Annotated in this window: 12 protein-coding genes; 9 read left to right on the top strand and 3 right to left on the bottom strand. The window is 33.6% G+C overall.

Annotation, left to right across the window (positions count from 1 at the left end; all coding sequences use genetic code 11):
* Positions 1-75 precede the first annotated feature (75 nt).
* The 5 genes from RD055328_RS01220 to RD055328_RS01200 all read left to right on the top strand — a co-directional run bounded on the left by RD055328_RS01220 (position 76) and on the right by RD055328_RS01200 (position 6,153).
* Positions 76-1,584 carry a MucBP domain-containing protein gene (locus RD055328_RS01220; RefSeq protein ID WP_244087005.1) on the top strand — a complete coding sequence of 503 codons (1,509 nt, stop codon included), beginning with the start codon at positions 76-78 and terminating at the stop codon, positions 1,582-1,584.
* A 102-nt stretch (positions 1,585-1,686) separates the two neighbouring features.
* Positions 1,687-2,691 (top strand): acyltransferase, encoded by a 1,005-nt coding sequence (locus RD055328_RS01215; protein WP_244087004.1) that lies wholly within the window; start codon positions 1,687-1,689, stop codon positions 2,689-2,691.
* 147 nt (positions 2,692-2,838) lie between these two features.
* Positions 2,839-3,678: a pur operon repressor gene (purR, locus tag RD055328_RS01210; protein WP_244087003.1), complete on the top strand. Its 840-nt coding sequence runs from the start codon at positions 2,839-2,841 to the stop codon at positions 3,676-3,678.
* A 102-nt stretch (positions 3,679-3,780) separates the two neighbouring features.
* A complete protein-coding gene (gene glmU, locus RD055328_RS01205; RefSeq protein ID WP_244087002.1) occupies positions 3,781-5,172 on the top strand; it encodes a bifunctional UDP-N-acetylglucosamine diphosphorylase/glucosamine-1-phosphate N-acetyltransferase GlmU in 1,392 nt (463 codons plus the stop codon).
* Between the two features lie 12 nt (positions 5,173-5,184).
* On the top strand, positions 5,185-6,153 hold the full coding sequence (locus tag RD055328_RS01200) for a ribose-phosphate diphosphokinase (RefSeq protein WP_244087001.1): 969 nt from the start codon (positions 5,185-5,187) through the stop codon (positions 6,151-6,153).
* A gap of 35 nt (positions 6,154-6,188) precedes the next feature.
* On the opposite strand, the gene mscL is transcribed toward RD055328_RS01200, so the two are convergent.
* The 3 genes from mscL to RD055328_RS01185 all read right to left on the bottom strand — a co-directional run bounded on the left by mscL (position 6,189) and on the right by RD055328_RS01185 (position 8,818).
* Positions 6,189-6,587: a large conductance mechanosensitive channel protein MscL gene (mscL, locus tag RD055328_RS01195; protein ID WP_279593874.1), complete on the bottom strand. Its 399-nt coding sequence runs from the start codon at positions 6,585-6,587 to the stop codon at positions 6,189-6,191.
* Between the two features lie 89 nt (positions 6,588-6,676).
* The gene (locus RD055328_RS01190) at positions 6,677-8,002 is read right to left on the bottom strand and encodes an HD domain-containing protein (RefSeq protein ID WP_244087000.1); all 1,326 of its coding nucleotides are present in this window, start codon (positions 8,000-8,002) and stop codon (positions 6,677-6,679) included.
* Positions 8,003-8,011: 9 nt separating this feature from the next.
* A complete protein-coding gene (locus tag RD055328_RS01185) occupies positions 8,012-8,818 on the bottom strand; it encodes a lipoate--protein ligase family protein (protein WP_244086999.1) in 807 nt (268 codons plus the stop codon).
* 30 nt (positions 8,819-8,848) lie between these two features.
* Here RD055328_RS01185 and RD055328_RS01180 point away from each other — a divergent pair, with 30 nt between their 5' ends.
* The 4 genes from RD055328_RS01180 to RD055328_RS01165 all read left to right on the top strand — a co-directional run bounded on the left by RD055328_RS01180 (position 8,849) and on the right by RD055328_RS01165 (position 13,022).
* The gene (locus tag RD055328_RS01180; protein WP_244086998.1) at positions 8,849-9,280 is read left to right on the top strand and encodes a DUF1934 domain-containing protein; all 432 of its coding nucleotides are present in this window, start codon (positions 8,849-8,851) and stop codon (positions 9,278-9,280) included.
* Between the two features lie 35 nt (positions 9,281-9,315).
* Positions 9,316-9,897, top strand: coding sequence for a DNA-directed RNA polymerase subunit delta (gene rpoE / locus RD055328_RS01175; RefSeq protein WP_375708055.1), 582 nt, complete (start codon positions 9,316-9,318; stop codon positions 9,895-9,897).
* A 178-nt stretch (positions 9,898-10,075) separates the two neighbouring features.
* A complete protein-coding gene (locus RD055328_RS01170) occupies positions 10,076-11,689 on the top strand; it encodes a CTP synthase (protein ID WP_244086997.1) in 1,614 nt (537 codons plus the stop codon).
* Between the two features lie 64 nt (positions 11,690-11,753).
* Positions 11,754-13,022 carry a UDP-N-acetylglucosamine 1-carboxyvinyltransferase gene (locus tag RD055328_RS01165; RefSeq protein WP_244086996.1) on the top strand — a complete coding sequence of 423 codons (1,269 nt, stop codon included), beginning with the start codon at positions 11,754-11,756 and terminating at the stop codon, positions 13,020-13,022.
* Positions 13,023-13,216: the final 194 nt, after the last annotated feature.

Raw genomic sequence — 13,216 nt, 5'->3', positions numbered from 1 at the left:
AATAGTTAAATGCCGTCTATTTTAATGTTTTTTTTAATATTGTAAGATATGTAAAAATTTAAAGGAGAATGGAAAATGAATTCAAAAATTAAAAAAATTATGCATATTTTATTAATTGGTTTAATAGCATTTCAAGTATTCACTCCTTATGCTATGACTACAGAAGTTAATGCTTCGATCAATACTCAAGATGAAGCGTTTAATTGGAGCGGTGTAACGTTAACTATTGATAATGAAGAAACTTTGCATATACCTGGAAGCGACAAAACATTGACTAATCCTGCCGCGTTATATAATGCAATAACAATTAATAGAGCAAAAAAAATTGAAAAGATTCAATTTGATGGTGAATTATCAGTTGCCGGAAATTTAAGCTTGATGTTTATGAATTTTTCTAATCTTAAAGAAATTAAAAACCTAAATAAGCTTGATACAACTGATGCTACCAGTATGTTAAGGATGTTTGAAGGCGATAACTCTTTAGTGAGATTAGATTTGAGCGCATTTAAAACCGAAAAAGTTACTAATATGTCATACATGTTTGATGGTGACAAGTCATTAATGGAGTTGAATTTACAGTCTTTTAATACTGGAAATGTTACAAATATGTCAGGGATGTTAGCAAGAATTAATGTGAAGATGTTAGATATAAGTAGCTTTGACACAAAAAAAGTTACTGATATGACAGGAATGTTTAATGAAGATAGGGGTTTACAAGAATTAACTCTTGGGAAAAAATTCAATTTTTTTGATGGGGATAAAGCTAGATTACCCGAAATTGTTGAAAATGATGATTATTCAGGTAAATGGGAAAGTGTAGGAACAGGAACAACATTTAATCCTAATGGCAAACAAATATGGACTTCAAAAGAATTCATGAATGAGTATAACGGTACGGCAGATTCAGGAACTTATGTATGGCAGCCTCAAGTTATGATTGGGAATGTAACTGCTAAATATGTTGACGAGAATGATAATGAAATTGCAAAAAGTGAAACAAAATCTGGAAACGTAGGCGATGATTATACAACTGAACAAAAAGACATTCCCGGATATACATTTAAAGAAGTCAAAGGGAATGCTAGTGGGACATTTACAGGAGAAGATCAAATTGTAACTTATGTATATAAGAAAAATAAAGTATATTCAGGAAATGTAACTGCTAAATATGTTGATGAGAATGATAATGAAATAGCGAAAAGTGAAACAAAATCTGGAGACGTTGGCGATACTTATGTGACAGAACAAAAAGAAATTCCCGGATATACATTTAATGAAGTCAAAGGAAATGTTAGCGGGACATTTACAGAAGAAGATCAAGTTATAACTTATGTATATAAGAAAAATAATGATTCTTCGGTAAATCCAGGTGGAAATAATCAAAATCATGATGAAGAAGATCCTGTTATTCGTGGAGAGCAAAATCAATCTAATAAGAAGAAAGATAATCTTGCAAACAAAACGAATGTTAAAAAACTGCCGGCGACAGGAATGGAAACAAATATCGTTAGTCTTTTGAGCGTAGTAGGTGTAATGGTATTGATAAGTGCTGAATACATAAACGTTAAATTGAAGAATGATTAGAATGTATTTTTTAACAAATTATTAAGACGTTTAAGGAAGTATAATGATTTTCTGATAATTATCTCACCACAGTGTAAAGTGAGTGTGGGAGAGTATATGATTATGGAAAGAAATTATGATGCAATAGATTTAATGAAGTTTGTGGCAGCGATATTTATTATTGGTATTCATACCGCTGCTTTTACAGACTTCAGTCCATTATTAAATACAGTGTTTTTTCAGTGGGTTGGTCGCTTAGCGTTACCGTTATTTTTTGTTTCGTCCGGTTTTTTACTAAGCAAAAAAATTCAGAAGCATAAAGAATCAACACGTGAAATAGTTGTTAGTTATGCTAAAAAAGTTAGTCTACTATATATTTTTTGGCTAGTTTTTAACTGGAAATGGGTATGGGACTCATGGTTTGCTAATTCTGAGAATTCTTTTTCAAATAACATAGTCCATTTTATAGCTGAGATTATTTTTCAATCAACATTTAATGGTTCTTGGTACTTAGCTTCTTGTATTTTTTCTGCACTTTTATATTTCATTGTGCTAAAAGAATATACTATTAAAACTCGGGTTATTGTTACGGCTATTATATTCTTAGCTGTTGCAACATTTTCATTGAGATTAAATAACGGCATGATTTTATTTATGAAAAATGTGATGTACCTTCCAGTTTCAGTGTTCGTAGGGCCAATTTACTTTGCAATCGGTGATGTAATTGCACACGATACTGTTGAAAATATTAAAGCTAACATATCAATGTATTGGTTAGGCTTATTAGCAGCTGTTTTATTATGGGGAGCTGAACTAATAGTTAAAAAAGATATTCTGATTTCAACGGATCAATTATATATTTATCCTATCTTGGTATACTTTATCTTCTCGTTAGTACTAGTAGCAGATATCCATATTCCTTATGCTTATGAGATGAGAAAATTGAGCAGTATTATGTATTTAAGTCATTTTTCATTTATCTTTTTGAATCATGGTTTCTTACAATCATTACATTTGCCTGCGACGGTAATTTTTGAACTAACTCTAATAGAAACTATTATATTTGGAATATTAATTTTAAAACTACGAAAAGTAGAAGAATTCAAATGGATTAAATATGCGTATTAAAAAGCGAATAATTATTATTCGCTTTTTAATTTCTAGTAAATAGGTTAGTGTTCATGTTTTAGAGCCTTTTTAGTATTTATGCACTTTTATTGTTCGCATAAATAAGGTATAATGACGCTAATTAGATAAAAATCAAGAGGTTACCTGATGAAAATACGAAGAAGCGAACGTTTAATAGACGCTACTAATTACTTACTAAATAATCCCCATACTTTGATACCGTTGACATATTTTGCAAAAAGATATGATTCAGCTAAATCATCAATTAGCGAAGATTTAGGAATTGTTAAAAAAACATTTCTAAAACGTGGAATCGGTTTTTTAGAAACTTTACCCGGTGCTGGTGGAGGGGTTATTTATACTCCTGCCGTTAGTAAAGAAGTCGCAAGTGATTTCATTGAAGAAATGGTTGAGAAATTAACAGATGCTAAACGTCTATTACCAGGTGGCTATGTTTATTTATCAGACTTATTAGGATCACCTGATGTTCTACGTCGATTAGGTGCAATTATTGCCACACAATATGCTGATTCAAAAGTAGATGCCGTTATGACTGTTGCAACTAAAGGTATTCCTATTGCTCAAAGTGTGGCATCTTATTTGAATGTTCCCTTTGTAATTGTTAGACGTGATTCAAAAATCACTGAAGGTTCTACAGTCAGTGTAAATTATGTATCTGGCTCATCAAGCCGCATTGAAAAAATGGAACTTTCAAAACGCAGTTTGCCAGAAAACTCACGAGTATTAGTCGTTGATGATTTCATGAAAGGCGGCGGAACTGTTAGTGGTATGGAAGGCATGATTAAAGAATTTAACTCAGAGCTTGTCGGAGTTACTGTCTTTGCTGAATCACCGCAAGAAGTTAAGAACCTAGATTTTGAAACAACATCATTAATTAAAGTGAAAAAAATTGATACAGACAAACAAAAATTACAAGTTGAAGCTGGTTCTTTCTTAAAAGATATTCGACCAGATAATTTTTCATAGTTAAATTGGGGCACTTAGTTGAGAGAACCTAGTCTTTAGGGTATTATTTATAGAGATGGGTTCAATTAATTAAGGCCTTTTTATGTTAGGAGATATTAGTGGATGAGTGATCGATTTGTCATCATTTTAGCTGCCGGTAAAGGTACTAGAATGAAATCAAAGTTATACAAAGTAATGCATAAGGTTTCAGGTAAATCTATGGTGGATCATGTTTTGACTCAAGTTGAAGCTATGAAACCAAAAGAAATCGTGACTGTTGTTGGTCATGGTGCACAAGAAGTTGAAGATTTATTACAAGAACGTACTAAATATGCGTTGCAATCTGAACAACTAGGAACAGCGCATGCCGTTATTCAAGCGGAAGATATTTTGAAGGACCACTCAGGTACTACTTTAATAATTAGTGGTGACACACCACTATTTACAGAGGAAACATTAAACAATTTGTTTGAATATCACGAACAACAAAATGCTAAAGCAACGGTTCTTACAGCTAAGGCACCTAATCCATTTGGATATGGTCGTGTAATTAGAAACGAAAACGGTGATGTAACTAATATCGTTGAACAAAAAGATGCTAACGAGCAAGAAGCTGCCGTAGACGAAATTAATACTGGAGTTTATTGCTTTGATAATCATGAATTATTTACTAGATTACATGAAGTTGGTAACGATAATGCTCAAGGTGAATATTACTTACCAGATGTAGTAGAAATAATTCGTAATACTGGTGGCAAGGTTTCAGCCTACCAGATGGAAGACTTCAATGAATCGATGGGTGTTAATGATCGTGTAGCTTTATCTAATGCTGAAAAAGTTATGCGTCAAAGAATTAATGAGATGCACATGAGAAATGGTGTAACTCTGATTGATCCAATCAACACATACATTGATTACGGTGTAGAAATTGGTTCAGATACAATTGTTGAACCAGGAGTTAAAATTTTTGGTGATACGGTTATTGGCGAAGATTGTTTAATCGGTAGTGGCTCAAGAATTGAAAATTCTAAAATTGGCAACAATATCAAAATCATTAGTTCAACCATTGAAGATGCAGTGATGAAAGATGGTAGCAATTGTGGTCCTAATAGTCACTTGCGCCCAAATGCTGAAATTGGTGAAGATGTCCACATTGGTAATTTTGTAGAGATTAAGAATACAAAAATTGGCGATCGAACAAAAGTTGGTCATCTAACTTATATCGGTGATGCAACTCTAGGAACTGATATTAATGTTGGCTGTGGAGTTGTCTTTGTGAATTATGATGGAGTTCAAAAATTCCACAGTGAGATAGGTAGTTATACTTTCCTTGGAAGCAACTCCAATATTGTTAATCCAGTTAAAATTGCAGATCATGCTTTTGTTGCTGCAGGATCAACAATTACAGAAGATATACCTTATCATGCAATGGGGATTGCACGTTCAAGACAAGTTAATAAAGAAGAGTTTTGGGATAGATTGGCTGTTTCTAAAAGTGAAGAATGGAATAAATAGATGGAGAGAGATATGACAAATTCAGAGCGTCCGTTAAAGATTTTTGCACTAAACTCAAATAAGCCTTTGGCTGAAAAAATTGCCGAATCAATGGGAATTGAATTAGGTAAATCTTCTGTTAAAAAATTCAGTGATGGTGAAATCCAAATCAACATTGAAGAAAGTATTCGTGGAGCTGAAGTATTCTTAGTTCAATCAACTTCAGACCCAGTTAATGATAATTTGATGGAATTATTAATCATGGTTGATGCTTTACGTCGCGCATCTGCTTCAATGATTAATGTTGTAATTCCATATTATGGTTATGCTAGACAAGACCGTAAAGCTCGCTCACGCGAACCAATTACTGCTAAATTGGTTGCTAATATGTTAGAACGTGCTGGTGTTGATCGCGTCTTGGCTTTAGATTTGCATGCTGCACAAATCCAAGGATTCTTTGATATTCCTGTCGACCATTTGATGGGTGCACCTTTACTAGCTGATTACTTCCTTGAACAAGGATTGAATGAAGATGCTGTTGTTGTATCACCTGACCATGGTGGAGTTACAAGAGCTCGTAAATTAGCAGAATTTCTAAAAACTCCAATTGCTATTATTGATAAACGTCGTCCAAAAGCAAATGTTGCTGAAGTAATGAATATCATTGGTGATGTTCAAGGTAAACGTGCAATTATTATTGATGATATGATTGATACAGCTGGGACTTTATCACTAGCTTCACAAGCGCTAATTGAAGCTGGGGCTACAGAAGTATATGCAAGCTGTACTCACCCTGTATTATCGGGTCCAGCTATTAAGAGAATTGCTGAATCACCAATCAAACAATTGATAGTAACTGATTCAATTAATTTACCAGAAGAAAAACAAATTGATAAAATGGTCCAAATTTCTGTTGGTCCACTTATCGGTGATGCTATTACAAGAATTCATAACAACGAACCAGTTAGTCCACTATTCGTTACAAGATTTAAACGCAAATAAAAAAACCTCCATTATGGAGGTTTTTTTATTTGTTATTATTTTTTGTTTTCTTGTGATTGTAATAAATCGCGAATATCTTTTAGATAATCTTCAGCTGAAACGATTGATGCTTCTTCAGCTTCTTCTTCTTTTTTACCTAATGCACGCATTCTATTGATTGCTTTAACAATCAAGAAGATTACGAACATAACCATAATGAATTCGATTAATGCATTGATGAACATACCGAATTTGAAGTTAGCATCACCGATTGTAAGTACAATAGATGATAGGTCTACTTGTCCTAGGAATAATCCAATTAATGGGTTGATTAGAGTATCAACTAAAGAACCAGTAAGATCTTTGAATGCACCACCAACGATAACACCAACGGCCATGTCGACTACGCTACCCTTTGAAACGAATTCTTTAAATTCATTTAGAAAATTCTTCAAAATATTTTCCTCCTATAATATAATCACTGCCAATAATTATAGCGAAAGCAAAATAACTATTCAATATAAAACATTATCTAAGTTAGCAATTATTTAAGTTGTCCATTATTAATGTGTGATTGGAATTCATCGTAGTTTAAATTAAAAATACTACTGCGAGTATCAGTAAGCATTTGCTTAGGGAAGAATAAACGTTCATCTTTTTCAATCTTATCTGAGATAGCTGCCACTAGATGACTTAACGTTGATAATTCATTTAACGTTCCATCTTGTTGAATGATTTCAATAGGTGTTTTAGGTTCACTATAAGCATCATAAGGTAAGTCGGAACTATTATTGATGGCGGTATAGTATTTCTTATCAAAACCACATTGTTCTACTAATTCCGTCATGACAGGGATTAGTTCTTTTGTTTCATCATTAAAACCAACGGATTTAAATGGGTGACGGTCCAAGAATCGATGAGCTAAATCATGCAAAATATCATCAGGATGATCTTGCCACAAATTGAAGTAGGTATTTAAAACACCGTCATCCAAACGAAGATAATCTTGTACGGAAACTTTCTTCTCGAAGAAGGGAACTAATAAACTTGGCATTTCAAAGCCTTCCATAGATCCATTTTCAAACAAGAATTTAGCACGTTGTAATAGATTAGTTAGAATAACTTCCATACCTCTTGATACCGGATGGAAATATACTTGTTGATACATTTGATAACGAGCTAAGATATAATCTTCAACAGCCCGCATACCGTCAGCGTTGAAGGCGATTCCATCTTTATATGGTCGCATAACTCGCAGTACTCGAGTTAAATCAAAAGTTCCATAATTAGTCCCGGTATTATAGGCATCACGAACTAAATAGTCCATACGATCGGCATCTAGTTGACTTGAAATCATTTGCACAACTTGAGGATTAGCATATGTTTTATTAATAACACTTGCCACTCGTTCTGGAAAATCTTTAGCAACAGAGTTCAAAATTGTATTTACTTCAGTGCCTTTATTGGTAATGATTTCTTGAGTCCACTTCTCGTGATCAGTGCTAAAAATATGTTCAAAAGTATGTGAATAAGGTCCATGACCAACATCGTGAAGTAATGCCGCACAAAGTGCTACTAGACGTTCATCATCATTCCAGAGTCCGTCCTTGTTATTTTTACTTGGATAATTACGATTGAAGTTATTACAAATTTGACGAGTAATCTCATAAACACCAACACTATGAGTGAAACGTGAATGTTCAGCTCCGTGGAATGTGAATGAAGAAGTTCCTAATTGTTTAATTCTACGTAGTCTTTGAAATTCTTTTGTATTGATTAAGTCTAAAATAACTTTGTGTTCAACGTGAATGTAGTTATGGATAGGATCGCGAAAGACTTTTTCTCGAGGTAAATATACAATATTGTCCATGAAGACTCCTTAAATGATATTTTCGTTTCTTTGCTCAAGATCTAATAAGGCTTTAGTAATTTTCTCTTGATATTTTGTAGTTTGAGTATACAATTTAACGGCTTCATAGTCGAATTTGTAAGTATTTGCTAACGAATCAAGCATATTTTTTTTAAAATCATCGATTGATAAAGGTTGTTCAAGTAGTTCGTCAAGATTAGCCATTGATTGAGGATTAATATTTGGGTAGTCAAAATTACTGCTATCAGCTTCACTTTGTTCATAGAAGCTCTGGATAAGAGAGCTACGTTGCTTTTGGTTACCGTTAATACTGATATAAGCCATAATAACAATGCCATCAGTGACACGACGTTGTGAAATCCCTGCGAATTTTTTACCATTAACACTTAGGTCATAATCACCAGGACAATATGAATCGGGAATCTCTTTAACGTCAATGTGTAGTTTTGGCAAAGTGTTTTTTATTAAATCAACCATTCGTTGGTATGCTGAGTTGATACTTAATTCGTCATTTCGAGGAAGAAATAATGAGACATTCAAAACTCCAGAATCATTAACAACAGCTAAACCGCCAGAATTACGTACAAAATATTTATAGTTACTTTGTTTAAGATAGTTGAGTCCGGCAGATAGATTATTAAGTCTTTGGTCAGCCATTCCTAAAATAACAGTGTTATCCATTGTCCAAAAATTCAAAATAGGTAATTGCTGCAAATCGGAAAGACTTTTTAACAAAACATTATTTTCGGTGAATGGTAAATATATTTTATTTGGTTGTTTGTATGTGCGGTCGTATAATAAGATAGTATTAGTCATAACCTTATTATATAAGAAAGTAAGAAATAAATGAACGAAACACAAAAAGTAGACATAAAATTAACGACAACTATTAAACAAGATAATGAAGACTTTGAACACTCAATTGAAAATTCGGGAATAATTGAAGAAAAAGATGATCGATTTGTTTTGAATTTTATAGACGAGAATGAAGAAGGAAGATTTTTTATTCGTTTTGATTTGTTAAAAACTGGCGAGGTATTATTGAATCGCCAATCTAGCGATCAACAAAACATGTCAGATTTTTATTTCAAAGAAAAAGAACAAAAAGAAGTAATCTATAAGACTAGTTACGGAGTTATGAGCTTAGTAGCCCAGACAACTTATTTGTTGAGTGACATAGATAATGGACAAGTAGAAATTGACTATTTACTATTTCAACAAAAACAATTGGTCGGAGAATACAAGTTACGATTGATTTTTAGTGCTGTAATAGGTTAATATATTCATAATGCTGTTTGAAAGGACGTGTACTCTTGAAACTAGATATTTTCGATGGTCAACTTAAAGAAGAATTATCAATGATAGAAGTTGCGCACGCAATTCTTGAAGAAAAAAATGAATCAATCGCTTTTGCTGATTTGGTTAATATGGTGCAAGAATTCTTGGGCAAAGCTGATGAGGCTGTTAGAGATCAACTCCCTCAATTCTATACAGATTTAAATAATGATGGTAGCTTTATCTCGTTAGGTGATAATGTTTGGGCACTACGTAAGTGGTATGCCGTTGACTCAATTGATGAAGAAGTAAATCATCCTGAAGACACAAACGACGAACCATCAATTAACACAGGTGCAAAAGTTAATGCATTCTTAAATGATGATGCAGAAGACGACGATGTTGTTGATTATGACGACGAAGATGCAGAAGGTGTTGTTGCTGCAGCTGATAGTCCTGACTTATCTAAGTTAGCTAGTGATGATCTAACTAAGCTTGATGACGATGACGATGATGAAGACGAAACATTGCCAGACGGTATTGAAGGTCAACTAACTGAGTTTGATGATGACGAAGAAGAAATCGATCTTGATGAAGAAGACGATGACGACGAAGAATAACAAGAAATAAATATGTTTTTATATTGACGTAGGAGCCATATACCTATATTATATTGATTGGGCTCTTAAGAGACGTCTTAAATAGCAAGCTCCCTGTTCGCAATGAATAGGGAGCTTGTTTTATGTTTATGGCAAAAAAGTTGCTACCTGAACACAAACGAAGGAAGGATAGTATTTTATGACTAAGTATATTTTTGTAACCGGTGGAGTTGTTTCATCATTAGGTAAAGGTATCGTTGCGGCATCTTTAGGAAGATTATTGAAGAACCGTGGATTGAAAGTTACAGTTCAAAAGTTTGATCCCTACATTAATGTTGATCCAGGGACAATGAGTCCTTATCAACATGGTGAGGTTTATGTAACAGATGATGGAACTGAAACTGACTTGGATCTTGGACATTATGAAAGATTCATTGATAACAATTTGAATAAATATTCAAACGTTACAACCGGTAAAATCTATTCTGAAGTACTAAAAAAAGAACGTCGTGGTGATTATCAAGGAGCCACTGTTCAAGTAATTCCACATATCACTAATACAATTAAAGATAAGATTATGCGTGCCGCTATTACAACGGACTCAGATGTTATCATTACAGAAATTGGTGGAACAGTTGGGGATATCGAATCACTTCCTTACTTAGAAGCACTACGTCAAATGAAGGCTGAAGTAGGTGCTGATAATTGTATTTATATTCATACTACTTTGATTCCTTACTTACGTGCTGCTGGCGAAATGAAAACAAAGCCAACACAACACAGTGTTAAAGAACTTCGTGGTGTAGGTATTCAACCTAACATCTTAGTAGTTAGAACTGAACAAGAAGTTCCACAATCTATGAAAGATAAGATTGCATCATTCTGTGACGTTAAACCAGAAGCTGTAATTGAATCACGTGACGTGGATACTTTATATTCAATTCCATTGAATCTACAAAGACAAAATATGGACCAAATCGTTTGTGATTATTTACATATAGATAGTCCAGTTGCTGACATGACAGACTGGAAAAAACTAGAACAACGTGTCTTGAGTCTAAAACATACAACAAATATTACATTAGTTGGTAAATATGTAGAATTGCAAGATGCTTATATTTCAGTTACAGAAGCTCTAAAACATGCTGGATACTTCTATAACTCAGATATTAAAATTACAAAAGTAAAAGCAGAAGATATTACTAAAGATAATGTTGCTGACATCTTAAAAGATACCGATGGAGTAATTGTTCCAGGTGGATTTGGTGATCGTGGACTTGAAGGAATGATTGAATCAATTCGTTATGCTCGTGAAAATGATGTACCTTTCTTAGGAATCTGTTTGGGAATGCAAATGGCATCAATCGAATTTGCTCGTAATGTTGTTGGACTTAAAGATGCAACAAGTGGCGAAGTTGATGAAAATGCAGAACATAAGATTATTGATCTTATGGCTGACCAACATGGTGTAGAAGAAATCGGTGGAACTCTTCGATTAGGGTTATATCCATGTAAGTTAAAAGAAGGTTCAAGAGCTAAAGAATTGTACGATAATCAATCAGAAATCCAAGAACGTCATAGACATCGTTATGAATTCAATAATGAATATCGTAAAGAGTTCGAAGAAAAAGGACTTACATTCTCAGGAACTTCTCCTGATGATCGCTTAGTTGAAATAGTTGAAATTTCAGATAAGAAATTCTTTGTGGCTGCTCAATATCATCCAGAGTTCTTATCAAGACCAGATCGTCCTGAAGGATTGTTCAAAGCATTTATCGGTGCTGCTTCAGACCTTGAGGGTTCACAATTTTAATTGTAAATTAGAATAAAAATCTGTATATTTAATGAGTATAAATAAGAAATAGTTGGACTTTATAATGCAAAAAATCGTTGTTAATGGTGGGAAAAAAATATCAGGTGAAGTATCAATAGGAGGCGCAAAAAACAGTACAGTTGCGCTTATTCCTGCTGCTATCTTATCTGATACTAAAGTTGTTTTGGATTGTGTACCTAGAATTCGTGATGTCTATAATTTGATGGACATCTTAAGCGATATGAACGTACAATCTGAATTCAAAGAAGATGTTCTTGCCATTGATCCAAGTGAAATGGAATTTGGACCATTACCTGATGATAAGGTAACTTCATTAAGAGCATCTTATTATTTCATGGGTGCATTATTAGGTAAATTTAACAAAGCAATAGTTGGACTACCTGGTGGAGACGATATTGGACCACGTCCAATAGATCAACATATTAAAGGCTTTGAAGCTTTAGGTGCAACCGTAGAAAACAAGAATGGGAATATTGTCATTGAGGCTAAAGATGGACTTCATGGAGCAAAGATATTCTTAGATATGGTTTCTGTTGGAGCGACTATTAATATCATTTTGGCTGCCGTTCGAGCTAAAGGTGTTACAACTATCGAGAATGCAGCAAAAGAACCAGAAATTATTGATTTGGCAACATTTTTAAATAACATGGGTGCTCAAATTCGTGGTGCTGGTACAGAAACAATCAGAATTATGGGTGTGGATCGTTTAGAATCTCACAATTCACATACAATTATTCCAGATCGTATCGAAGCAGGTACATACTTAGCAATGGCAGCTGCTATTGGTGATGGAGTTTTAGTTAAAAATATTATTGCAGAACATTTAGATGCATATATTGCTAAGTTAGAGGAAATGGGTGTTCAATTAGATGTTCGTGAAGATAGCATTTACGTTAATCCGGCTAATGAACTAAAGAGTGTAAAGATTAAAACTATGCCTTACCCTGGATTTGCAACTGACTTGCAACAACCAATTACTCCGTTATTATTGAAGGCCGGTGGACAAGGGATTATTGCGGATACAATCTATCCAAAACGAATTAAACATATTCCACAATTGGTCAAAATGGGAGCGGAAATCAGTAACGAGAACGATTTAATTATTATCGGAAAATCTGATGATAAATTGCAAGGAGCTACAGTCGTTGCGGATGAAATCCGTGCGGGTGCTTGCTTATTAACAGCAGGATTGATGGCACAAGGTCAAACAGTTATTGAAAGTGCAGAAAATATCATGCGCGGGTATGATAGAGTTATTTGGAAATTACGTAACTTAGGTGCTGACATAACTTTAACTGATGACGAAAACTAAAAAACTAGGCAAAAATGCCTAGTTTTTTTATTTAATGAAAGTTGTTTTTATAATAATAATTTGCTATATTACTTTTATTAAATAACAAAGGGATGTGAAGCCGTTGAGAAACTAAGTTGAAGTTAGATTTAAATATACTTATGTAGTATGTTTATTTGCTTTTCAACTTAGTGGTATCAAAGGCACACATAATA

Origin of the sequence: Companilactobacillus sp. RD055328, from assembly GCF_022835675.1 — a bacterium.
GTDB lineage: Bacteria > Bacillota > Bacilli > Lactobacillales > Lactobacillaceae > BQUT01.
This window is presented reverse-complemented; position numbering and strand designations above follow the sequence as displayed.